At 63.0% G+C, this 23,075-nt stretch carries 24 protein-coding genes and 1 tRNA gene; 14 read left to right on the top strand and 11 right to left on the bottom strand.

The features are described from left to right. Nucleotides 1-36 precede the first annotated feature (36 nt). The 3 genes from K420_RS0106655 (at nucleotide 37) to ychF (ending at nucleotide 2,402) form a co-directional block, all read left to right on the top strand. On the top strand, nucleotides 37-639 hold the full coding sequence (locus K420_RS0106655) for a 50S ribosomal protein L25/general stress protein Ctc (RefSeq protein ID WP_027457388.1): 603 nt from the start codon (nucleotides 37-39) through the stop codon (nucleotides 637-639). A 69-nt stretch (nucleotides 640-708) separates the two neighbouring features. Next, nucleotides 709-1,287 (top strand): aminoacyl-tRNA hydrolase, encoded by a 579-nt coding sequence (pth, locus tag K420_RS0106650; protein ID WP_027457387.1) that lies wholly within the window; start codon nucleotides 709-711, stop codon nucleotides 1,285-1,287. Nucleotides 1,288-1,310: 23 nt separating this feature from the next. Further along, the gene (gene ychF, locus K420_RS0106645) at nucleotides 1,311-2,402 is read left to right on the top strand and encodes a redox-regulated ATPase YchF (protein ID WP_027457386.1); all 1,092 of its coding nucleotides are present in this window, start codon (nucleotides 1,311-1,313) and stop codon (nucleotides 2,400-2,402) included. 13 nt (nucleotides 2,403-2,415) lie between these two features. Here ychF and K420_RS0106640 read toward each other — a convergent pair whose 3' ends face one another. Continuing rightward, nucleotides 2,416-3,915: a polyamine aminopropyltransferase gene (locus K420_RS0106640; protein ID WP_027457385.1), complete on the bottom strand. Its 1,500-nt coding sequence runs from the start codon at nucleotides 3,913-3,915 to the stop codon at nucleotides 2,416-2,418. Between the two features lie 83 nt (nucleotides 3,916-3,998). Here K420_RS0106640 and K420_RS0106635 point away from each other — a divergent pair, with 83 nt between their 5' ends. The 7 genes from K420_RS0106635 to K420_RS0106605 all read left to right on the top strand — a co-directional run bounded on the left by K420_RS0106635 (nucleotide 3,999) and on the right by K420_RS0106605 (nucleotide 8,518). Then, a complete protein-coding gene (locus tag K420_RS0106635) occupies nucleotides 3,999-4,559 on the top strand; it encodes a YceI family protein (RefSeq protein WP_027457384.1) in 561 nt (186 codons plus the stop codon). A gap of 87 nt (nucleotides 4,560-4,646) precedes the next feature. After that, nucleotides 4,647-5,756, top strand: coding sequence for a bifunctional 3,4-dihydroxy-2-butanone-4-phosphate synthase/GTP cyclohydrolase II (gene ribBA / locus K420_RS0106630; RefSeq protein WP_027457383.1), 1,110 nt, complete (start codon nucleotides 4,647-4,649; stop codon nucleotides 5,754-5,756). A gap of 3 nt (nucleotides 5,757-5,759) precedes the next feature. Further along, nucleotides 5,760-6,233, top strand: coding sequence for a 6,7-dimethyl-8-ribityllumazine synthase (ribH, locus tag K420_RS0106625; RefSeq protein ID WP_027457382.1), 474 nt, complete (start codon nucleotides 5,760-5,762; stop codon nucleotides 6,231-6,233). After that, complete coding sequence (gene nusB, locus K420_RS0106620; protein ID WP_084019583.1) at nucleotides 6,230-6,721, top strand: transcription antitermination factor NusB; 492 nt, start codon at nucleotides 6,230-6,232, stop codon at nucleotides 6,719-6,721. Before ribH ends, nusB begins: the two co-directional genes overlap by 4 nt. Before the next feature lie 4 nt (nucleotides 6,722-6,725). Further along, nucleotides 6,726-7,709, top strand: a complete 984-nt coding sequence (gene thiL, locus K420_RS0106615) for a thiamine-phosphate kinase (RefSeq protein WP_027457380.1) — start codon at nucleotides 6,726-6,728, stop codon at nucleotides 7,707-7,709. Then, nucleotides 7,699-8,184 carry a phosphatidylglycerophosphatase A family protein gene (locus tag K420_RS0106610; RefSeq protein ID WP_198293813.1) on the top strand — a complete coding sequence of 162 codons (486 nt, stop codon included), beginning with the start codon at nucleotides 7,699-7,701 and terminating at the stop codon, nucleotides 8,182-8,184. Before thiL ends, K420_RS0106610 begins: the two co-directional genes overlap by 11 nt. 55 nt (nucleotides 8,185-8,239) lie before the next feature. Beyond that, nucleotides 8,240-8,518 (top strand): type II toxin-antitoxin system HicA family toxin, encoded by a 279-nt coding sequence (locus K420_RS0106605; RefSeq protein WP_027457378.1) that lies wholly within the window; start codon nucleotides 8,240-8,242, stop codon nucleotides 8,516-8,518. Between the two features lie 19 nt (nucleotides 8,519-8,537). Here the strand turns inward: K420_RS0106605 and galE are convergent, their stop codons facing one another. Further along, entirely contained in the window at nucleotides 8,538-9,575 is a 1,038-nt protein-coding gene (gene galE, locus K420_RS0106600) for a UDP-glucose 4-epimerase GalE (protein WP_408605864.1), read from the bottom strand. Between the two features lie 303 nt (nucleotides 9,576-9,878). Between galE and K420_RS0106595 the strand changes: the two genes are divergently transcribed. Both K420_RS0106595 and K420_RS18335 read left to right on the top strand, forming a co-directional pair. After that, nucleotides 9,879-10,826 carry a sensor domain-containing diguanylate cyclase gene (locus K420_RS0106595; RefSeq protein WP_027457376.1) on the top strand — a complete coding sequence of 316 codons (948 nt, stop codon included), beginning with the start codon at nucleotides 9,879-9,881 and terminating at the stop codon, nucleotides 10,824-10,826. A gap of 8 nt (nucleotides 10,827-10,834) precedes the next feature. After that, entirely contained in the window at nucleotides 10,835-11,830 is a 996-nt protein-coding gene (locus K420_RS18335; protein ID WP_051452992.1) for a GGDEF domain-containing protein, read from the top strand. Between the two features lie 111 nt (nucleotides 11,831-11,941). Here K420_RS18335 and K420_RS0106585 read toward each other — a convergent pair. Next, nucleotides 11,942-12,018, bottom strand: a tRNA-Arg gene (locus tag K420_RS0106585). 80 nt (nucleotides 12,019-12,098) lie between these two features. Continuing rightward, nucleotides 12,099-12,599: a C40 family peptidase gene (locus K420_RS0106580; RefSeq protein ID WP_027457375.1), complete on the bottom strand. Its 501-nt coding sequence runs from the start codon at nucleotides 12,597-12,599 to the stop codon at nucleotides 12,099-12,101. A gap of 63 nt (nucleotides 12,600-12,662) precedes the next feature. Between K420_RS0106580 and K420_RS0106575 the strand changes: the two genes are divergently transcribed. Further along, the gene (locus K420_RS0106575) at nucleotides 12,663-14,117 is read left to right on the top strand and encodes an NAD-dependent succinate-semialdehyde dehydrogenase (protein ID WP_027457374.1); all 1,455 of its coding nucleotides are present in this window, start codon (nucleotides 12,663-12,665) and stop codon (nucleotides 14,115-14,117) included. Further along, complete coding sequence (locus tag K420_RS20430; RefSeq protein ID WP_157275035.1) at nucleotides 14,114-14,284, top strand: hypothetical protein; 171 nt, start codon at nucleotides 14,114-14,116, stop codon at nucleotides 14,282-14,284. The genes K420_RS0106575 and K420_RS20430 overlap by 4 nt, the downstream gene beginning before the upstream one ends. A gap of 17 nt (nucleotides 14,285-14,301) precedes the next feature. On the opposite strand, the gene K420_RS19655 is transcribed toward K420_RS20430, so the two are convergent. Genes K420_RS19655 through K420_RS0106535 form a run of 7 tightly spaced genes read right to left on the bottom strand, consistent with a single transcriptional unit; the run spans nucleotide 14,302 to nucleotide 22,939 of the window. Continuing rightward, a complete protein-coding gene (locus K420_RS19655) occupies nucleotides 14,302-16,338 on the bottom strand; it encodes a diguanylate cyclase (RefSeq protein ID WP_051452991.1) in 2,037 nt (678 codons plus the stop codon). Nucleotides 16,339-16,377: 39 nt separating this feature from the next. Continuing rightward, nucleotides 16,378-16,521: a hypothetical protein gene (locus tag K420_RS20425; RefSeq protein WP_157275034.1), complete on the bottom strand. Its 144-nt coding sequence runs from the start codon at nucleotides 16,519-16,521 to the stop codon at nucleotides 16,378-16,380. Next, complete coding sequence (locus K420_RS0106555) at nucleotides 16,521-18,449, bottom strand: DUF4178 domain-containing protein (protein WP_157275033.1); 1,929 nt, start codon at nucleotides 18,447-18,449, stop codon at nucleotides 16,521-16,523. The genes K420_RS20425 and K420_RS0106555 overlap by 1 nt, the downstream gene beginning before the upstream one ends. Nucleotides 18,450-18,459: 10 nt before the next feature. Beyond that, on the bottom strand, nucleotides 18,460-19,494 hold the full coding sequence (locus K420_RS0106550) for an SPFH domain-containing protein (RefSeq protein ID WP_027457372.1): 1,035 nt from the start codon (nucleotides 19,492-19,494) through the stop codon (nucleotides 18,460-18,462). Nucleotides 19,495-19,512: 18 nt separating this feature from the next. Continuing rightward, on the bottom strand, nucleotides 19,513-19,914 hold the full coding sequence (locus tag K420_RS0106545; protein ID WP_027457371.1) for a DUF350 domain-containing protein: 402 nt from the start codon (nucleotides 19,912-19,914) through the stop codon (nucleotides 19,513-19,515). 57 nt (nucleotides 19,915-19,971) lie between these two features. Next, the gene (locus K420_RS18325) at nucleotides 19,972-21,657 is read right to left on the bottom strand and encodes a putative bifunctional diguanylate cyclase/phosphodiesterase (RefSeq protein WP_157275032.1); all 1,686 of its coding nucleotides are present in this window, start codon (nucleotides 21,655-21,657) and stop codon (nucleotides 19,972-19,974) included. Beyond that, complete coding sequence (locus K420_RS0106535) at nucleotides 21,638-22,939, bottom strand: HD-GYP domain-containing protein (protein ID WP_027457370.1); 1,302 nt, start codon at nucleotides 22,937-22,939, stop codon at nucleotides 21,638-21,640. Before K420_RS0106535 ends, K420_RS18325 begins: the two co-directional genes overlap by 20 nt. Nucleotides 22,940-23,075: the final 136 nt, after the last annotated feature.

Genomic DNA, 23,075 nt, shown 5'->3' with positions numbered 1-23,075 from the left:
CTGGTCGCGGACCGGGAAACACTCTGGAGTATCAACATGCAATTCGAAGTTATCGCCAATGCGCGTTCGTTGCAGGGAACGGGTGCGAGCCGCCGCCTGCGTCGCGCCGGCACGGTGCCTGGCATCGTTTACGGTGGTGAGGCCGCTCCGGTCGCCATCGAAACCAACCACAACGACCTGCTGCTGAAGATGAAGAAGGAAGCCTTCTACTCTTCGATCATCAACCTGGTCATCGATGGCAAGAAAGAACAAGTCCTGCTGCGCGACTACCAGACGCACGCCTACAAGCAACTGATCCTGCACGTCGATTTCCAGCGCGTCGATGCCACCCACGAATTGCATATCAAGGTGCCGCTGCACTTCGTCAACGAAGAAGCCGGCCCGGGCGTCAAGCTGAATGGCGGCCTGGTGAACCACGTCACCACCGAACTGGACATCCACTGCCTGGCCAAGGATCTGCCGGAGTTCATCGAAGTCGACCTCGGCGCCCTGAACGTCGGTGACAACATCCACGCCTCCCAGGTCAAGCTGCCGGCCGGTGTTGCCCTGGTCAAGCACGGCGACGAAGACCCGATCGTGGTCAGCATCGTCGGCAAGGGCGGCGCCCAGGCTGCCGAAGGCGAAGCTGCCGCCGAGTAATCCGCGCGCTCCGCTATACTCTGGCCGCCGCAGGCATAACGCCCCGGCGGCCTTTTCACGACTGCACGCATGACCGCTCCCCGCCTCATCGTCGGCCTCGGCAACCCCGGGCCGGAATACGAAGCCACCCGCCACAACGTCGGGTTCTGGTTCGTCGACCAACTGGCCGACAAGCTGAGGGTTTCGCTCGCCCCGCAGGGCAAGTTTTTCGGCAAGGCCGGTCGTGAAGGCGACGTCTGGCTGCTGCAACCGACCACCTACATGAACCGCTCCGGCCAGGCGGTCGCGGCGCTGGCTCATTTCTACAAGATCACCCCGGCCGAGGTGCTGGTCATCCATGACGACCTCGACCTGCCGCCCGGCGGCATCCGCCTCAAACAGGGTGGCGGCAATGGCGGCCATAACGGCCTGAAAGACATCCAGGCCAAGCTCGGCACCCCGGACTTCTGGCGCCTGCGCATCGGCATCGGCCACCCGCGCACCCTCGGCCTGGCGCAACCGGTGGCCGACTTCGTGCTGCACCAACCGCGCAAGGAAGAACTACCGGACATCGAGCACGCCCTGGCCCGCTGCCTGCACACCTGGCCCCAACTCTCAGCCGGCGACTACGCCGGCGCCCAAAGACACCTGCACGGCAAAGCCGTCTAATCGGTCATTCCAAAGGAAAAACCATGTCCCTGAAATGCGGTATCGTCGGCCTGCCCAACGTCGGCAAATCCACCCTGTTCAATGCCCTGACCAAGGCGGGCATCGAAGCGGCCAACTACCCCTTCTGCACCATCGAACCGAACGTCGGCATCGTCGAGGTCCCCGATCCGCGCCTCGCCCAGTTGTCCGAGATCGTCAAGCCGCAGCGCATCCAGCCGGCCATCGTCGAATTCGTCGACATCGCCGGCCTGGTCGCCGGCGCCTCGAAGGGCGAAGGCCTGGGCAACCAGTTCCTGGCCAACATCCGCGAAACCGATGCCATCGTGCATGTCGTCCGCTGCTTCGATGATCCGAACGTGATCCACGTTTCCGGTAGCGTCGACCCGATCCGCGACATCGAGGTCATCGACACCGAACTGGCGCTGGCCGACATGGCGACGGTCGAAAAGGCCCTCAACCGCTACAAGCGCCCCGCCAACTCAGGTGATAAGGAAGCCAAGATCCTGGTCGCTGTGCTGGAAAAGTGCTTTGCCCAGCTTGACCAGGGCAAGGCCGTACGCGGCCTCGACCTGTCCAAGGAGGAATGGGCCAGCCTCAAGCCCTTCTGCCTGATCACCGCCAAGCCGGTGCTCTACGCGGCCAACGTGGCCGAAGACGGCTTCACCGACAACCCGCTGCTCGCCAAGGTCGAAGCCCACGCCGCCGAGGAAGGCTCGCAAGTCGTCGCGCTGTGCGCCTCGATCGAAGCCGAGATCGCCGACCTCGACGAGGCCGACAAGCTGGACTTCCTGGAGTCGATGGGCCTGCATGAAGCCGGCCTCGACCGCCTGATCCGCGCTGGCTACAAGCTGCTCGGCCTGCAGACCTACTTCACGGCCGGCGTCAAGGAAGTGCGCGCCTGGACCATCCATGCCGGTGACACCGCCCCGCAGGCAGCTGGCGTCATCCACACCGACTTCGAACGCGGCTTCATCCGCGCCCAGACCATCGCCTTCGACGACTTCATCGCCTACAAGGGCGAGGCGGGCGCCAAGGAAGCCGGCAAGATGCGCGCCGAAGGCAAGGAATATGTCGTCAAGGATGGCGACGTGCTGAACTTCCTGTTCAACGTCTGACGCCCCGGGGGCGCTAGCGAATGACCTTGCGCCATTCGCTTTCGAAATAGCGCACCAGCACCTGGTTGTTGAGCTGATTGATCTCGGCCGGTATGCGTCCCATGTCGGCCGGGAAGGCGAACAGCCCGGGAAGCGTTTCCGGCGTCAGGTAGCGGGTTTTCGTCGCATCGATGGTGGCCGGCGTGAACGCCTGCCGGCCGGCGATGATGTAGCCCCATTCGCCGAAGGACGGCACCTGCGCATGGTAGGGCGCCGTCTTGAAGCCGACACTCTCCAGCGTCGTCACGACGCACCAGAACGATTGCCGGGCGTAGAGCGGCGAGGTCGATTGCACGACGAGCAGGCCGTTGGCCGATAGCCGCTTTTCGATCAGACGGTAGAACGCCGCGCTGTACAACTTGCCCAGTGCAAAGTTGGAGGGATCGGGAAAGTCGATGACGATGAAATCGAAATAGTCCCGGCTTTCCTCCAGCCATTGCAGCGCATCGGCATTGACCACCTTGACCCGTTCCGAGCCGAGCGCCCCCTGGTTCAACGCGACCAGGGCCGGCGCCGTCGAGAACAGATTCGTCATCGCCGGATCAAGATCGACCAGCGTGATCGACTCAACCTGTGGGTACTTGAGGATTTCCCGGACCGCCAGTCCATCGCCGCCGCCCAGCACCAGCACACGCTGGGCGCCCGGTAGCGCAGCCAGGCCAGGGTGCACCAGGGCTTCGTGGTAGCGGTATTCGTCGTGCGATGAAAACTGCAGGTTGCCGTTGAGGAACAGGCGCAGATCGTCACGCCAGCGGGTGACGACAATGCGCTGGTAAGGTGTGCTTTCGGCATGAACGATCTCGTCCGCATAGAGATGCGTTTCGGCCAGGCTCGTCAGTTGTCCGGCTCCGGCAAAACCAGCGGTGAGCACCCCGAAGACGGTCCAGCTTTGCAGCAACAGGCTGCGCCGGGCCGGCAGTTGTTCGCGGAACAAATGTACCGCCCACAGCGCGACCGCCACATTCAGCAGGCCGAACAACAGGCCGGTGCGCACCATGCCAAGATACGGCGCCAGGATCAGCGGGAAGAGAATGGAGACGGCCAGTGCGCCGAGATAGTCGAACGTGAGCACTTGCGACACCAGATCCTTGAAGGCCAGTTCGCGCTTCAGGATGCGCATGACGAGCGGGATCTCCAGGCCGACCAGCACGCCAACCCCGAACACCACCAGATAGAGCACCAGCTTGAATGGCGCCGACAACCAGATAAAAACCATGAACAGGCCGACTGCCGAAAAGCCACCGAGCAGACCAACCATCAGTTCGATCTGGATAAAACGACCAATCAGGTCGCGCGTGATGTATTTCGACAACCACGACCCGGCGCCCATCGCGAACAGGTAGGTGCCGATCACCGTCGAGAACTGCATCACCGAATCGCCCAGCAGGTAGGACGACAACGCCCCGGCGATCAATTCGTAAGCCAGGCCGCAGGAGGCGATGACAAAGACGGAAAAGAGGAGGGCATGACGCATGGGCAGCGATGCTACCCCGAAATACGGGGAACGGCCCAGTGGCCATGTTGTCCGAACGGCATCGTCCCACCGTGCCTCCCGCCATGTTCCGTTTGCTGATTGCCCCGCTGCTGGCCTTCACGCTGCCCAGCGTCCAGGCCACCGAATACGTCATCGACCCGACACACACCTACGCCAGCTTCGAAATCGATCACCTCGGCTTTTCGACCCAGCGCGGCCAGTTCAACCGGAGCAGCGGCAGCATCGAATTCGACCCCGTGCAGCAAAGCGGGCGGATCGATATCCGTATCGATGCTACCTCGCTCGATACCGGGTTCGCCCTGCGCGACGACGTGCTGCGCGGCGACGCGTGGTTTGACACCCAGTCTTTCCCCGACATCCTGTTCCGCAGCGACAAGCTCATCTTCCGCGACGACACACTGAGCGCCGTCGACGGCACCCTCGTCATGCGCGGCGCAATGCGACCGCTGCGCCTCGAGGTGACGCGCTTCAAGTGCGGACTCAATCTGGCCAACCGCAAACGCGGCTGCGGGGCGGATGCCGTGGCCAGCCTGAAACGTTCTGATTTCGGCTTGAACAATGGCCTGCCTTTCATTGGCGACGAGGTACGGCTGCGTATCCAGGTCGAGGCCTACCTACCCTAGCGGACACGCTCCACGGTCACTAAAGTCATGTGCTAACGCGCTGTTTCTGCGAAAATAGCACCCCCTTTGCTGTTCCCGGACACCCCCATGCCCCCCCATCCCGCCATTGCCAGCACCGCCGAAATCGTCGCCGAACTCAAAGCCGGCCGCATGGTCGTGCTGGTCGATGAAGAAGACCGCGAAAACGAGGGCGACCTCGTCATGGCCGCCGAACACATCACGCCGGAAGCCATCAATTTCATGGCCAAGTACGGCCGTGGCCTGATCTGCCTGACCCTGACCGCCGAACGCTGCAAGCGCCTGGGCCTGACCCAGATGGCACGCAACAACGGCACCGTCTATGGCACAGCCTTCACCGTCTCGATCGAAGCCGCCGAGGGCGTCACCACCGGCATTTCCGCCGCCGACCGCGCCCGGACCATTCAGGTGGCCGTGGCCAAGAACGCCGTTGCCGACGACATCGTGCAGCCCGGCCACGTTTTCCCGATCACCGCCCGCGAAGGCGGCGTGCTGGTTCGTGCCGGCCACACCGAAGCCGGTTGCGACCTGGCCGGCATGGCTGGCCTGGAGCCCGCCTCGGTCATCTGCGAAATCATGAACGACGACGGCACGATGGCCCGTCTGCCCGAGCTGATCGAGTTCGCCAAGGAACACGGCATCAAGATCGGTACCATCGCCGACCTGATCCACTACCGCGCCTCGTCGGAAACCCTGATCAAGCGCGTCACCAGCAAGACCATCGACACCGCGCACGGCGAATTCACGCTGCACGCTTTCGTCGATCAGGCGAGCGGCGCCACCCATCTGGCCCTGGTCAAGGGCACGATCCCGGCCGGTGGCGAAACGCTGGTCCGCGTCCATGAGCCGCTCTCGGTTCTCGACTTCCTCGACCCGGCCAGCAAGCGCCAGGCCTTCTCGATCGACCAGGCGCAAGCCGCGCTGGCCAAGCACGGCCACGGCGTCATCGTGCTGATGCACCGTCCGGAAGACGGCGAGGCCATCCTCACCCGCCTGACCGGCACCGCCCCGAGCGCCCCGGCCAAGTGGGACCCGCGCAGCTACGGCATCGGCGCCCAGATCCTGCGCGACCTTGGCGTCACCAAGATGCGCCTGCTCTCCAGCCCGCGCAAGATGCCCTCCATGGCCGGCTTCGACCTCGAAGTCACCGGCTTCGTTTCCTCTCCTGCGGAGCTCTGAATCATGTCTCGCTTCGACAACGTTTTCGAATACGACAGCAACCTGAACGGTGCCGGCCTCAAGGTCGGCGTCGTGATGTGTCGCTTCAACCTGCCGGTCTGCGAAGGCCTGCTGTCCTCCTGCATCGCCGAATTGAAGCGCCTCGGCGTCGCCGATGCCGACATGACCATCGCCACCGTTCCCGGTGCCCTGGAAGCCCCGCTGGTGCTGCAGACCATGGCGCAGAGCGGCAGCTTCGATGCGCTGGTCGCCCTCGGCGCCGTCATCCGTGGCGACACCTACCACTTCGAAGTAGTGTCCAACGACGCCTGCCGCGCCATCATGGAAGTCCAGCTGGATACCGGCGTGCCCATCGCCAACGGCATCCTGACCTGCGACACCGACGAACAGGCCGAAGTCCGCATGCAGCCGAAGGGTGCCGATTGCGCCCAGGCTGCCGTCGAAATGGCCAATCTGCAAAAGGCGCTGAACCAATGACTACCTTCATGAGCGACAGCGAGCATCCCCAAGAGGTCAAGGCGCCGCCGAAATCGGCCCGCCGCCGGGCACGCGAATTCGTGCTACAGGGCCTCTACCAGTGGCGTGTCGGCGGCGCCGACGAGGCTGCCATCGAAGCCTACGCCCCCGAAATGGAAGGCTTCGCCAAGGCCGATCGCGAGTTCTTCGTCGGCACCCTGCGCGGCGTGATTGGCCAGCAGGCCGCGCTGACCGAGCGCATCGCCGCCCACATCGACCGCCCGTTCAACGAGCTGTCGCCGGTCGAAGCCTGCGTGATGATGCTCGGCACCTTCGAGATGCAGAACCATCCCGAAACCCCCTACCGCGTGATCATCAACGAGGCCATCGAGTTGACCAAGGCCTTCGGCGGCACCGACGGCCACAAGTACGTCAATGGCGTGCTCGACAAGGTTGCAGCCATCCTGCGCCCGGACGAAGTCGCAGCCCGCAAGCAAGCCAAAAAATAAGCCGATGGCCGGCGAGTTTGCCCTGATCGACAAGTACTTCGCCCGGCCTACCCCATCGGCCGTTCTCGGCCCGGGTGATGACTGCGCCCTGGTTCAGCCGACGCCGGGCAAGCAGCTGGCGGTGACCACCGACATGCTGGTCGCCGGCACCCACTTCCTGCCCGACACCGACCCGAAGAACCTCGGCTGGAAAGCGCTCGCCGTCAACCTGTCCGACCTCGCCGCGATGGGCGCCACACCACGCTGGGTGACGCTGGCCGGCGCCCTGCCGGCGGTCGATGAAGCGTGGATCGCTGCCTTTGCCGATGGCTTCTTCGCCTGCGCCAAAGAATACGGCGTCGACGTGATCGGCGGCGACACCACCAAGGGGCCGCTCAACGTCTGCATCACCGCCATGGGCGAAGTCGAACCCGGCCAGGCCCTGCGCCGCGACCGCGCCCAAGTCGGCGACCAGATCTGGGTTTCCGGCCGCCCTGGCCTGGCCGCGCTAGGCCTCGCCCACCTCCAGGGCAGGGTCAAATTACCCGAACCCTGGCCGCGCCTATGCGTTGCCGCCCTGGAAAAACCGCGCCCCCGCGTTGCGCTCGGCCAGGCACTGCTCGGCATCGCGACGGCGGCCATCGACGTCTCGGACGGCCTGCTGGCCGACCTCGGCCATATCTGCGAACGCTCCCACTGCGCCGCCGCCATCCAACTGGTGCAACTGCCGCACCTGCGGGACGTGGCGGGTAGCGGCGAACGCTACGATGCCGACCTGCGCCGCTTCGCACTCGAATGCCAGTTGGCCGGCGGTGATGACTACGAATTGTGTTTCACCGCCCCCGGCCCGCTCAGCCTGACCATCGCCCAGATCGCCGCCCGCCTGGAGCTGCCGCTCTGGCACATCGGCGAGATCGTCGCTGGCCCGGCCGGCGACGTCACGGTCTACGATCCGGACAGCAAGCCGGTCAGCTTCGCGCGCAAGGGATACGATCACTTTGCCGCGTAAGCCGACTTTTGCCTTCCTGCTCGCCCACCCGGCGCATTTCTTCGCGCTCGGTTGCGGCAGCGGGCTGGCACCGAAAGCGCCGGGGACCTTCGGCACCTTGTTCGCCTGGCTCAGCTTCGCGCTGTTCCGGCCCGCCTTCGAGGAACTGCCACTGCTCGGCCTGCTCGTTGTCGCCTACCTGGCCGGGATCTGGTTCATCGAGGTCACCGGCAAGGCGCTGGGCGACCCGGATCACGGCAGCATCGTCTGGGACGAGATCGTGCCCTTCTGGCTCGTCCTGCTGATGACGCCGGACAGCTTCCTCTGGCAACTCACCGCCTTTGGCCTCTTTCGCTTTTTCGACATCACCAAGCCGCAACCGGCGCGTTATTTTGACGCGCACGTCAAGAACGGCTTTGGGGTGATGGCCGATGATCTTGTTGCGGCCGGGTACACTTTGCTCACGCTGGCCCTGCTGAAGGTGGTTTTGGCCTGACGCCGGCGTGCCGAAGGCATAAAATCGGGAGCACCAATCAGCTTGGAGCTTCATCATGAGTCACAAGCACGCCCACCTGATGCGCAGCATCTTCCAGGACCCACCGTCGGCCAACATCCACTGGCGGGAAATTGAATCCCTGCTCCATCACCTCGGGGCCGAAATCGAGCCCTCGCATGGTGCACGCTTCAAGATCACCCTGAATAAGGTCGAAGCCTTCCTGCACCACCCGCACAACAGCAGTACCTGTAGCAAGAACGACATCAAGGCGATCCGCGAGGTGCTGACCCATGCCGGTGTGACGCTCGCCGCCTACGAGGCCGGCAACACTTGAAACCCGGAGTCGCCGGCGGCTAGGCGTAGCCCTGCGGATTGCCGCTCTGCCAGCGCCAGCCATCAACGCACATCGCGTCGACCCCGCGTTCTGCCTTCCAGCCGAGCAGCCGCTCGGCCAGCGCCGGGTCGGCATAACAACTGGCAATATCCCCCGGCCGCCGGGGTGCGATGCGATAGGGCACCGGCCGGCCACTTGCCTGGGCGAATGCCGCCACCATTTCCAGCACGCTGTAGCCGCGCCCGGTTCCGAGATTGATGGCAACGCAGTCGGCATGCTCGCGCAGGTAATCGAGCGCCGCCAGGTGGCCGAGGGCGAGATCGACGACATGGATGTAGTCGCGCACACCGGTTCCGTCCGGCGTGTCGTAATCGTCGCCCCAGACATTCAGGTATTCGCGTCGCCCGATTGCGACCTGTGCGACAAAAGGCATCAGGTTGTTGGGAATTCCCTGCGGATCCTCGCCGATCAGGCCGCTCGGATGCGCGCCGACCGGGTTGAAATAGCGCAGGATCCCGAAGCGCCAGGCCGGATCGGCCCGATAGGCGTCGCGCAGGATCTCCTCGACCATCAACTTGCTCCGCCCGTAGGGATTGGTCGCCGACAGCGGATGATCCTCGGTCAGCGGCAAGCGCAGCGGATCGCCATAGACCGTGGCCGAGGAACTGAAAACCAGCGAACGCACCCCGGTTTCGCGCATCGCCTCGAGCAGGCGCAGCGTGCCGACCACGTTGTTGTCGTAATAGGCCAGCGGCTGCTCGACGGATTCGCCGACCGCCTTCAGGCCGGCGAAATGAATCACCGCCTCCGCCCGGCTTGACTGCAGGGCCCTCACCAGCGCCGTACGATCGCGCACATCGCCGCGCACCAACGTAACCTCGCGGCCGGCAATCCGCCCGACCCGGGCCAGGCTCTCGGGATGGCTGTTGCAAAAATTGTCGAACACCGTTACCGCATGCCCTGCAGCCAGCAATTCCACACAGGTATGCGAACCGATGTAGCCGGCCCCGCCCGTCACCAGAATATTCACCCGCTTCTCCCTTGCCTGATCTCGCATGCCGACAGACCCCGTCTGCCGATCCCTATTGGAATACCACATCATAAATGACCGGGGTATGACAGGCGATCCGAAGATAATCGCCGTTGCGTGAGGAGCAGGCGCCAGAAGGTCATATCGGCAAAACCGGAAACCAAACCGGCGTTCCCGCGTCAACGCCACCCAAGGCGACAAAGCGGTGAGAACTGGAAATCCAGCGATGACCTGAGCCATACTGCAGTCCGGCAGTTGAGGCAGATTTCAGCGCGACTCCCGGGCCCCGTTTATGTCCAACGCAACAAGCCAATCAAGGGAATCCCCCACATGTCCGATGTCAGCGACCTGAGCAGCGAGAGTGCCGTTTACAAGACCCTGCTGGAATCGACCAAGGCCATCCCCTGGAAAATTGACTGGCAGACAATGACCTTTGCCTATATCGGCCCTCAGATCGAGCCGCTACTGGGTTGGAGCCAGGCAAGCTGGCAGTCGGCAAACGACTGGGCGATGCGCATCCATCCGGAAGATCGAGAGCACGTGGTGAATTTCTGCGTCGCCCAGTCGAAGGCCGGGGTCGATCACGAAGCTGACTACCGGGCGCTGACCAAGGATAACGGTTATGTCTGGATACGGGATGTCGTTCACGTCGTGCGCAATGCCCAGGGCGATGTTGAGTCGCTGATCGGTTTCATGTTCGACATCAGCGAACGCAAGAAAAACGAAGAAAAGCTGTTGTCGCTACAAAAGGAACTGGAAGCACTGTCGTTCAAGGATGGGCTGACGGGTATCGCCAATCGACGGCAGTTTGACTCCAGCCTGGAGCGGGAGTGGGACGGCGCGAGCAGAAGCCGGCTGCCGCTGTCATTACTGCTCCTGGATGTTGATTTCTTCAAGCAGTACAACGATTTGTACGGACATATTCAGGGCGATCAATGCCTGACGGAAATTGCGCGTACGCTGAATCTCGCGGCCGTTCGCCCTCGCGATCTTGTGGCACGCTTCGGCGGTGAGGAGTTTGTGATTCTACTGCCTGAAACGGACCGTCTTGGTGCGGAGCGAGTCGCCCAACGCTGTCAGCGCTTGATCGGTAAACTCGCGATCGTTCACGCCCGATCCGCACACGATCAGCGGGTCACAGTCAGCATCGGCGCCGGAACCGTTATCCCGACGGAAGGCATGACGGCCATCGAATTCATTCAAACCGTCGATCAACTGCTGTATCGGGCTAAACAAACGGGCAGGAATCGGATTGAGATGATGCACGGAAAGGAATAGACAGGACCATGCAACCACCGCTGTTACCGGCTGACGAGACGAAACGCCTTGAGTCCCTCCGGCGTATGCAACTGCTGTACACCCCGGATGAGGGTGCGCTGGATAGTGTGACGCGCACGGCAAAGTTGATTTTTCAGACCCCCATCGTCTTGATCTCCCTGGTCGATCACAACCGCCAATGGTTCAAGAGCTGTCTCGGCTTGCCGCTGCGTGAAACCCCCCGCGATATTTCGTTATGTGGCCATGCGATTCTCGGCGATGAGATTTTTGTCATCGAGGACACCACCCAGGATGAACGGTTTGCCGACAACCCTCTCGTGCTTGGCGAACCAGGGATTCGCTTCTATGCCGGACGGCCGCTGAAAAACCGGGAAGGATTCAATATCGGCACACTTTGTCTTATCGACCGGATTCCTCGGCTGCTGGCCCCGTCAGAGCTGCAAGCCCTCGACGATTTGGGGAAATGGGCCGAACTCGCACTCATGGCCAGGGAATTGAGCGATACGCAGGCAGGCCTCGTCGCGAACCACGATGACGAAGCTCGCCGTGCAATGCTCGATGCCAAACTCAATCTATGGAATTCGGAAACTACGCGCGAATTACTGGAGCGCGAGACCATCCGCGCTTTTCATCAACAAACCCCGTTGACCGTTCTGGTCGCAGAAATCGCTGGTTTTGACGCCATTCAGGATCGATACGGATCGCTGGCGGCAGATACGCTGCTCGCTGAACTTTCCAGGACGATGGGAAGTGTCATTCGCACCTACGACACCCTCGGGCGCCACGGCAACACGCAGTTCCTGATGGCCCTGCCCGGCGTGGATGAAGAGAAGGCAAGGCAGGTCGTTTCCAAACTCAGGAGAGCGTGTTCGCTGATCATGTTCATGCCGGAGGATAGCGTCGTGGATATCCATGTTCTGCTTGGCAGCGCCAGTGCCGACTTCCGAACCAGAACACCGGAGCCGATCCTCCTGATTGAACAAGCCATACGCAATATGGCTTAGATCAGTCGCTCAGCGCATGGCAGTGCAATGCCCGGCCTTCCCACAAATGCCGTATCAAGCAAAAGAGCCACCGCAACGGGTGGCTCTTTTGCTTGATTACAGCAGATATTCTGGCGCGCCCAGCGCGATTCGAACGCACGACCCCTGCCTTCGGAGGGCAGTACTCTATCCAGCTGAGCTATGGGCGCTTGGGAGGGGTGCATTCTACTCTGCGTGGCGGCGCGCGTCCATGCCGAAAAAACGGCTTGCTCGGGGCGGGGCAACGCAATCAATCGAAGAAGGTGCGTGCCGCCTCGTAGCGTTGTGCATAGTAGCGATCGCTCAGGCGGTCGATGCGCACCTTGCCGTTGGACGACGGGGCGTGGATGAAGCGGGAATCACCGATGTAGATGCCGACGTGCGACAGTGAGCGGTTGAGGGTATTGAAGAAAACGAGGTCGCCCGGACGCAACGCGTTGCGCTCGACAGGCCGGCTGTTGCGGGCGATGTCGGCCGCGCTGCCCTGTACCTTGAGACCGGCAGCCTGACCATAGATGTAGCTGACCATGCCGCTGCAATCGAGCCCGGCCTCCGGGTTCTTGCCACCGAAGCGATAGCCGGTGTCGATCAGGCCGAGGGCGTAGAGGACGATCTCGTTGCCCTTCTCGCTGACCGGGCGGGAGGCTTGCGCTATAGTCTCCGTCGAAGCGGAAGGGCGCGGCCCGGGGCTGCCGCACGCCGCGAGCAGTAATGCGGCCAGGCCGGCGGACAATAAGAAGGGAAGACGCATCAAGCTAAAGTCTTTTCTTGGAACAGCCCATAACTTAGCGTTTTTACAGGAATTTTCAAGACCATGAATCTCCAGAACATGCAATTGCTGCAAACCGGCAACCTGATCGGCGGCACCTGGGTCGGGGCTGACAGCGGCGAACGATTGAACGTGATCAACCCGGCCAGCGGCGAAAAGCTGGCCAACGTCCCACTGTGTGGTGCCGACGAGACGCGCCGGGCCATCGAAGCCGCCAACGCTGCCTGGCCAGCCTGGCGCGCCCTGACGGCCCGCCGCCGTTCGCAGATCCTGCAAGCCTGGAACCGTCTGATTCTCGACAACGCCGAAGACCTGGCGCAGATCGTCACCGCCGAGTGCGGCAAGCCGCTGGCGGAAGCCAGGGGCGAAGTGATCTACGGTGCCTCCTTCGTCGAATGGTTTGCCGAGGAAGGCAAGCGCACCTACGGCGAGAGCATCCCCAGCCCGGCCTCGACCACACGCCTGCTCGTCATCAAGCAGCCGATCGGCGTCTGCGCAGCGATCACGCCATGGAATTTTCCACTCGCCATGATCACCCGCAAGGTTGCCCCTGCGCTGGCTGCCGGCTGCCCGGTGGTGGTCAAACCGGCCGAAGCGACGCCGCTCACTGCCCTGGCGCTGGCCGTACTGGCCGAACAGGCCGGTTTCCCGGCCGGCGTGTTCAACGTGGTCACAGGCCAGCCAGCAGCCATCGGCGGCGAACTGTGTGCCAATCCCATCGTCCGCAAGCTGTCGTTCACCGGCTCCACCGCCGTCGGCCGCCTGCTCATGGCGCAATGTGCGCCGACCATCAAGAAACTGTCGCTGGAACTGGGCGGCAACGCGCCGTTCATCGTCTTCGACGATGCCGATGTCGATGCCGCCGTCGCCGGTGCGATCGCCGCCAAGTACCGCAATACCGGCCAGACCTGCGTCTGTGCCAACCGGCTGCTGGTGCAGAGTGGCGTCTATGAGGAATTCGCCGCCAAGTTCGCCGCCAAGGTCAGCCAGTTGCAGGTCGGCGCCGGCACCGAGGCGGGTGTGGCGCAAGGGCCGCTGATCAATGCTGCCGGCCTGGGCAAGGTCGAGTCGCATGTCGCCGACGCCGTCGCCCACGGTGCACGCGTGCTGTGCGGTGGGGCGCGCCACGAACGCGGCGGCAACTTCTTCCAGCCGACCGTGCTGGCCGACGTGACGACCGCCATGAAGGTCGCCCGCGAGGAAACCTTCGGCCCGGTCGCCCCGCTCTTCCGGTTCACAACCGAGGGCGAAGCCATCGCCATGGCCAACGACACCGAGTTCGGTCTGGCCGCCTACTTCTTTACCCGCGACGTCGCCCGCTGCTGGCGCGTCGGCGAGGCGCTGGAGTACGGCATGGTCGGCATCAATACCGGCAGCATCTCCAACGAGGTGGCGCCCTTTGGCGGCGTCAAGCAGTCCGGTCTCGGACGCGAAGGCTCGAAGTACGGGATCGAGGACTACCTCGAAATCAAGTACCTCTGCTTCGACGTGCAGGCATGAAGTTCCTGATCGCCGGCCTCCTGCTCGCCGGCGCCTTCCTGCTCTGGCAGCGCTGGCGCCGGTCGGCCGGAGATCGCCACGGTGGCGACCGTCTCGGCTGCAATAGCGACAGCGATGTCTGCAGCGGGGATACCGGCGATGGCGGAGGAGACGGGGGAGGCGACTAGCCGAACAGTCCTGGGCTTCAGCCCATTTCCGGCGTGTATTCGACGACCCGGTTACGCCCGATGTTCTTGGCGATGTAAAGCGCCGTGTCGGCCGCGTGGGTCAGTTCATCGGGGGTCTTGCCGTGATCGGGGTAGGCCGCCACACCGGCCGAGGCAGTATAGGTGACCCTGAAATTGCCGAAGTCGATGCCAATGTCGGCGATCTGGCGGCGCCAGCCTTCGGCCCGTTCGACGGCCTTGTCGAGCGGCATGCGCGGCATCAGGACGACGAATTCCTCACCGCCGTAGCGGCACAGTACGTCTTCCTGACGGATATCGGCGCGCAGGGTTTCAGCCAGCACGACCAGGGCGCGGTCGCCGGCCAGATGGCCGTAGGTGTCGTTGATCCGCTTGAAGAAATCGAGGTCGAGGATGACCAGTGCCAGCGGATAGCCCTCGCGGCGCGAGCGCGACAATTCGCGCTCCAGGGTTTCGTCGAGATAGCGGCGGTTGAAGCAGCCGGTCAGGCTGTCCCGGATGGTCTGCTCCTTGAGTGCGACCTGCAGTTGCTCGATCTCGACCAGTTGCCGGCGCAGTTGCTCGTTGGCCGCGCGCAATTCGTTCTCGGCCCGCCGACGCTCCGAAACATCGCGGGAAATGCCGAGCAGCGCATAGGGCCGGCCAGCCGCGTCGAGCAGGAAACTGCCGACCACTTCGGCATGGATGAGGCTGCCATCCTTGTGCGGCTGTTCGATCTCGCAGGTCGCCGACAGGGCGCTCAGGTCGCCGGCCGCGATGCGGTGCAAATGGTCGTCCATGATCGCCTGCACCCTGGCATAGGAGGCTGGCGTCATTGCATCGGCCACGCTCTGGGCAGTCGCCTCCTCGACAGTCAGACCGCGTACCTTCTCGATGGCCGGGCTGACGTAGGTGAAACGCATGCTCTTCAGGTCCAGCGTCCAGATCACGTCCTTGCTGAACTCGGCCAGTTGCCGGTAGCGCTCCTCGCTGGTCCGCAGGGCGCATTCGAATACTTCCCGCGACGCGACCTCACGCTGCAGGCGATGGTTCAGACGGGCAAAATAGAGCGCCGCGCCGCCGACCAGCAGGATCAACAGGCCGCCGCCGGCCAGCGCGAAGCCGATCCAGGCCGGCAGCTTGCTGGCCTCCGCCTCGAAGATCAGGCCATCGATGGCCGGCCGGGGCGGCAGCATGCCCAATTCGGCGTAGGTTTCGGCAATTTGCTGCCAGCGGCTGGCTGACTGCTGGCCGATCTCGACCAGGTCGGGCTGCATCAGGCGCTTCAGTTCGTTGGCCTCGAACAGCAGGTGGTCACGTTCATGGCGCCGCGAGTAACGGACCAGGATGAGATCGGTGATTGCCTCCGGATTAGCCAGGGCATAGGCCCAGCCCCGCACGACAGCCTGCCGAAAGGCCCGGACACGATCCGGCGAGGCCTTGACGCGCTGCTCCGAGGTGAACAGTGTGTCGCCATAGAAATTGATGCCCACCGCCGCCGGATTGAAGATCTGGTAAGGAAAGCCGACCTTGCGCAGCAGGTAGGGCTCGTCCGTGGCGTACCCCGACATCGCCTCAACCCGCCCTTCGATCAGGTCACGGGTGTCGAAGGTGTGCGGCACGGTGGTGAATTGCCGGATCTCCTCGCGCCGGAGATAGGCGAACAGCTCGGTTTCATGCGGCGCCAGCATGATGCGGCTGCCCTCCAGGCTATCGATATCGCCGATCTTGCGCCGGTTGACCAGCAGGATCAGCGGCGAATGCTGGACGATGGCCGCCAGCGCGACGACCGGCTTGCCCTGTACCCGGTGCCAGGCCAGCTCCGACGCGGCGACGCCAAAATCCGCCTCCCCGTTGAGCACGATCTCAACCGGATTCCCGCCACTGGGCAACTCGCGCAAGCTGACGTCGAAGCCTGCCTCGCGGAAATAGCCCTGCTCGATTGCGGCGTAATAGCCGGCAAACTGGAACTGGTGCTTCCAGTTCAGTTGCAACACGACATGCTCCAGCGCCCAGGCCGGGGCAACAGCCAAGCATGACAACAGGAAAAAGGCCATTCGCATGCCGCGATTATGCCGGCATTTCAGGGGATTCCCTTATTTATGATAACTGCGACTGCTGCCCGACCCCCCATGGCTGGAACTGGCTTCGTTCTCGAACAGGTTCCAGCCCTGTTGCTGGACGAAGGCGAAGAGCAACAGGGCACAGATGCCAGCGGCCAGGTTGAACTTGTCGAACATCAGTCGTCTCCGTCGGAATCGTCGCTGCTCACCGGTGCATGATCGCTTTCCGCCCAGCGCTGCGTCTCGAAGGCCGATTTGCGCAGCGAGGCGAAGACCGGGAAGGCCGCCAGGAAGATCAGCACGATCACGAAATTGGACCACCCGGTGCGCGGCGTAACCACCTCCAGACGATCACGCACTGCGACACCCTTGTTCGGCGACATTTCCGGGTCAAGCGTCAGGTAGTAGGTACCCGCCGGGATGTTGCGGAACACCACCTCGTCGTCGCGGCTGCCTTCCGTCCACCGGCCATCGTCGTAACCCCAGTAGTAGGAAATCTCGCGCGCCGCCGGCCAGGCCTGGCCGGTGCTCTTGTTGACCAGCAGCAGATCGACGCCGAGCCAGTTGTTGTCGAGCGAGGTCGCCTGGCGCACGACGATCTTGCGCTGCTGGGCGGCCAGCGTGAATTCACGGCTTTGCACCTCACTGGCAAAACCCGGTTCGAAACTGAAATCCTGGCGCAGCAGCAGCTTTTCGCTTGAAATGAACAAAAAGAACACCTGCACCAGCAGGGCCACCAGTGCCAGCTTGGCGAACAAGCCCCAACTCCGGCGCACGGCGGCAGACCACGGGTTGGGCTGGTTGGCATAGACGCCAATGGCTGCAGGCAGTTTGCCGGCCTGGCCGAACGCCTCGGCAATGACGTCCGGGGCAACATAGCGGCCGAGCGACCAGTTCAGGTCGTTGTTGCTGGTCTCCTTGGACAGCATGCGGGGCGGTGCGACGTAATCGACGACGCGGTTGGTCTCGCCGTACTTGACCCGCCAGGTGAATTCGCCATCGATCTGCACCACCTCGGCGAGCGGGGTGGTCGAGAAATGCTTGAACAGCTCGCCGTCGTAACGCAGGCTGTCCACCTCGATGACGCTGTTGCTCGTTGGCGGCCGCGACAGCACATCGACCACGTTCCAGTGACCGTTGTACTCGGTCAACCAGCGGTAGGTGCCGTGCTCGGCGGCGAGCAGGTATTCCGACCACAGGTAGGCGATGCCCTCGATCCGCGCCCGGCGCACCAGATGGCCGATGACTTCGACCGGCTTGCCATCCAGGTTTCCCTTGCTGCCCAATGGCAGGCGGAGCTTGCGGATTTCGTCGCGGCGGCGCATGACGCGCGACAGGATCTTGTAGCTGGGGTCGGCCGCATCGACCACCGTGCCGCAGCTGGCACAGGCAACGGCCAGGATGTCCGGTGAGCGGGCCTGCATCGGCGAAGCGCAGGACGGGCAGCGGAAGACCTGCGCCTGGACGCTGACCTCACGCTCCGCCCGGCCCTCGCGCAGGTTGTTCAGGCGTAGCGACCGGAAATCGACCGCTTCGCCAACAAAGAGCAGGGGCGGCGTTTCGGAGTAGTCGAGGGTGGCGAAATGGCGCTCGTTGCGCAGGTCAGCCGCCGCCACCGGATAGCCGGCGCCGACCTTGAACGGCAGCTCGCCCTCGCCGGCGACGCACCCCGCGTTTTCGAGATTGCTGACGGTCCATACCTGGCTGGCCACCTGCAGACGCTGGCCTATCCTGAGTCCCGAAAAGGCCGGCAACGGCTCGTTCACCTGGCGCATGAAGGTGAGCACATACTCACCGCCCGCCTCCGACAGCCAGCCCGTACGCATGTCGTCGAACAAGAGGTGCCACTCGTTCCAGATGCCCTGACTGTACTTGATCTGGATGCGCCCGATCAGCGCGAAATGGACGCCCTCGTAGCTACCCTCGGCCCCCAGCTGGAGCGGCGAGCGGTCCTCGACCAGGGGCGCCATCTTGCCGATGTCCTCCAGATTCTGGTCGTGACGGACAAGCGTACTCTGACAATACGCACAGACGGCGAAGACCGACGAGTTGGATTTGAACTCAACGGGCGCGCCGCAGGACGGGCAGGAGGCAGTGAGCGCCACGCGGGGCCGATCAGGTCAGCTTCTTGAGCAGTTCCGCCTTCTTGGCATCGAACTCGGCCTGGCTCAGGATGCCTTTCTCGACCAGACCGTGCAGTTTTTCCAGCGTGGCAACGACCTCATCGGGCGAAAGGCTGCCAGCCGTCGCTGCCGGAGCGGTTGCCGCCGGAGCCGCCCCGCCCTGCGGCAGGGCCGCGGCCATCGCCTGCCCGACCACCTGGCCGAAACCGACGCCGGCGCCCAGGCCAACCCCCATCGCCGCCATGCCGCCCTCGTTCTTCGCCGCATCGGGGATGCTGTTGGCGACCTGGTACTGCGTGTAGCGCTGCATGTCGCCAATCATGTTCATGCCGATCTTCTGGTCAAGAATCTTCTGCAACTCCTCGGGCAGCGACACGTTCTGGACGACCAGCGAATCCAGCGCCAGGCCGTATTCGGCGAACACCGGCTGCATCTTGGCGAACATCGCCCGACCGAATTCTTCCTGGTTGGCCGCCATGTCGATGAAGGGCACACCCGACTCGGCAAACAGGTCGGTCATGCCGGCAACCAGGGTGTTGCGCAACTGGCCGGCCAGTTCCTCGCGATCGTAACGGTCGCGAGTACCGGAAATCTTCTGGTAGAAGGCCTTGGGTTCGACCAGGTGGTAGGCATAGATGCCGAAGGCGCGCAGCCGGACAATGCCGAATTCCTTGTCGCGGATGGTGATCGGGTTCGGCGTGCCCCACTTCTGATCGAGCTGGGTACGGGTCGAGAAGAAGTAAACATCGCTCTTGAACGGGGATTCGAACAGCTTGTCCCAGTTCTTCAGGTAGGTCAGCACCGGCAGGGTCTGCGTCGTCAGCTTGTACATGCCCGGCTGGAAGACGTCGGCCACCTTGCCTTCGTTGACGAACATCGCCACCTGCGACTCGCGCACGGTCAGGCTGGCGCCGTTCTGGATCTCCATTTCCGCCATCGGGAATCGCCAGGCCAGCGTGCCGTCGCCATCCTCGGTCCATTGCAGGATGTCGATAAACTGTTTCTTGATGAAGTCCATCAGAGCCATGAAAGTCTCCTTGAGTGATCAGGCGATGCAGCCGGCGTTGAGGATGCCGATGCCGAGGGAAAGCGAAGCGAGGAAAACGCCGGAAGCGACCTTGCCCTGCGGGATGGCACGGTTGATCTGGGGCAGGGCGAGGCGGGCGATGACATAGACCATCAGCTGGACCAGACAGGCGACGACGCCCCAGCCGATCATCGCCATGATGTTGTGGCTGACCGCCACCGACACCGCGATCGGCAGCGCATAGCCGACCACCGCGCCGCCCAGGCTGACGGCCGCCGCCGTGTTGCCCTCGCGGATCAGGGCCAGCTCGTTATAGGGCGTGACAAAGACGTAGAGCAGGGCGAATACCGCCAGCAAGGCGAGCGCCGTGGCGAAATAGCCGGCGAAGGCAGGCAGGCTGCTGATGACTGGATCGAACATGGAATCTCCCGCAGTGGGCGAAATGACAGCGGATTGTCACCGCAAGGGAGTGTTTGTTCAAGTCGGGAAGGCGCGGTACCAGGCGATGAATTCCGCCATCGGCATCGGCTTGGCGTACAGGTAGCCTTGAATCTGCGTACAGCCCAGCGCGAAGAGCTGGTCGCGCTGCATGATGTCTTCGACACCTTCGGCCAGCGATTTCATGCCGAGGTCGTGCGTCAGATCGATGATGGTGCGGACGATCCGCAGGTTATCCACCGAGGAGAACATGCCGACGACAAACGAGCGGTCGATCTTGATTTCATTGAGCGGTAAGGTCGCCAGATAGCTCAGCGAGGAGAAACCGGTACCAAAATCGTCCAGCGCCAGGCGAACCCCCATGGCACGCAGACGGGTCATCACCTCCAGGCCACGTTCGCGATCCCGCATCAGGGCCGTTTCGGTCAGTTCCAAAGTAAAGCGCTCGGCCGGCAGGCGCCAGGATTCCAGGCATTGCCCGACGATTTCCGGCAGGTCGGTATCCAGCAGATCACCCGCCGTCAGATTCAGCGAAAGGCTGATGCCGATGCCTTCCGTATCGAGCGCGGCTGCCTGGTGCATGGCTGCGCGAACCAGCCAACTGGTGAACTGAGCCCGCCAACCATATTCCTCGATCAATTCCACGATGAGCGGCGGCGGCACCCAGTCACCGTTGTCGCGTCGCCAACGCAGCAGCAGTTCCGCACCAAAGCAGGTACGGGAGTCGCTGTTGACCTGGGGTTGCAGGTACAGCATCAGGCGATCCTTGCGCAGCGCCTCTCGCAACTCCTCCGACAACTGTTGCCGATGCTGCCAACGCTGTCGCATCGAATCATCGAAGATGGCAAAGGACTCCCGGCTCACCTGCAGGCTGGCCCGCGCCAGACGGGCTGCCTGGATGACCTCGTCGGCCTCGTTGCCGTGTTCGGGGAACATGGCGATCCCGATCGACGCATCGAGCAAGATGCCCCGTCCGCCCAGCAAGCGCACCGGATGGTCGAAAACCCGATGAATCTGCGATGCCGCCAGCGCCGGCTGGGCCATCGAGGTCACGTCGGCGAGGAGCAGCAACCATTCCCCCTCGTGTCCGGTGAAGGCCTTGTCCTGAGGGCGCAAGAGACTCGACAACTGCCCGGACAGAAGCCCTGGCAGGCTCTGCAATTCGCTGGCCGTCAGGTTCGACAAAGCCTGCCGATTGACCATGGAGACGGAGAGAACGGCAACCCGCTGGCCACCTTCCCCCATTTCCCGCAAGGTACGCATCGCCATCCATTCGCCCGGCAAGCCCGCTTCGGTATCGCGCGCCTCCTCACCCAGTTCGATGGCACAACTGATGGCCGCTACCACGCTGCGCCGCAGGATACCGAACAGTTCAAGCTGAAGGCGCCCGATCTGGGGCTGGCCACCGAACAAGTCGGCCTCCGCGATGGCCGTCGCTCGATTAAAAAAACCGAACATGTCGGCGAGGGAAAACCCCCTCCCGCTCAGCTTGTGCCAGGCGTGCATCCAGCTGCGTTGCCAGAGATTTTCATTGATCCGCAGCGGCAACTCGCCCGTCCGCGCCACGAACTCGTCCAGCAAATGCGTCGTACCGTAGGGCGCCGCCGCCTTGGCCACCGCGGTGCGCCAGACGGCATCCAGGGCGCGTAGCGACGGCAGGTCGTCCTCACTGACGCCGAATGCGGCATAGTCGATGAAACCGGTGCTATCCAAGGTAGTAGTCATTCGCCGCCAGACCGTAAGCGTTGTAGGGCAGAGCCTTGGCAACCCGCAAGCGGGCGTGGGCCGGTTCGCGCAAATCGATGACGCGGTAACTGCTGACCTGCTGCTTGTCGGCATCCAGCATCACGACGACCCGCGGCCGGGAGCGCTGCACCCGGTTCTGCAGGATGACCACACCAACCTCCCCATTGCTCAGTTCAACCAGCGTCCCGATTGGGTAGAGGCCGACGCACTGAACGAACTGCTCCATCAGGGTGGGGTTGAACTTCTTGCCGCGCAGGTTGTGCAACTCCTCCAGCGCCTCCTGATGCCCGAGGGCGCTGCGATAGGGCTTGTCCTTCTGCATGGCACAGAAAGAATCGGCGATCCCGGCAATCTCGGCCGCCATGCCGATCTGCTCGAACTTCAGGCCACGCGGGTAGCCACTCCCGTCCCATCTCTCATGGTGGCGCGCCACGGCCAATACAACATCATTCGACAACGTGGAATGTGCCATCAGGATTTCCATGGAACTGGCCACATGCGAATGTACCAGCCGACGCTCCGCTTCGGTCAGGTCAGTCTTCTTCCGCAGGAGTTCGAGCGGCAGTTCGATCTTGCCAATATCCTGCAACAGGCCGGTCATGCCGAGATCGAGCAGGCGCATGTCACGCCAGCCGATATGCGTTCCGACCAGCAACATGTTGACCGCAACATCCATGGCATGATCGAAACTGTATTCATCGCGCTGCTTCAGGCGCAACAGCCACATCACCGCATCCGGATTGCGTTGCAGGCTGGCAGAAATGTCACGCAGCCCCTCGCGGACAGTGAGCAAATCAACATCCCGGCCCTCGGAAAGTGTCTCGAAGGCATGCTGCAAGGCCGTAGTCAGTTGATCATAGCGGGGTTCGACGTCAGCCAGTTCTCGAGAGAGCTGGCAGGCCTGCTCATTGTCGTCCTGCGAATGCAGGAAATCGAGAAAGCGGCGCCGGCGCAGATTTCGCCTTTCTTTCTCGTTGGCGGAGAAGAGCTCCCCCTTGCCGGAACTTTCCTCGATACGCTGGCCTGTTATCGGTGCGGCGTGCAAGGGCAGATCGCGTTCATGGCGCGGGGCTGCATAGTGCTCATTCAGGGAACGCGAGCGGTCGATCGATACGAAACGGCATTTCTGCCGGAAGAGCGCGATCTGTTCGGACGAAGTGACGACGAATCCCTGAAAGATGAAGGGAAATGCCGTCCACGGACAATCCGGTTCGGCGACGAACATGCCGATTTTCAGATCGCTGACCGAAATGATTTCCATAGTGAGCCCGCTGCTTCAACGCGTCGCAAGCGCGATTTGTTTTAATCCCTCAAGTGCTAGATTCTGCGGGAGTTGAAGCAGGATCACAAGGCGCGGCGAAAGTTGATCGGCATAACCCGACGGCAAAAAGTGGAAT

Origin of the sequence: Dechloromonas agitata is5 (assembly GCF_000519045.1) — a bacterium.
Classification (GTDB): domain Bacteria; phylum Pseudomonadota; class Gammaproteobacteria; order Burkholderiales; family Rhodocyclaceae; genus Azonexus; species Azonexus agitatus.
This window is presented reverse-complemented; position numbering and strand designations above follow the sequence as displayed.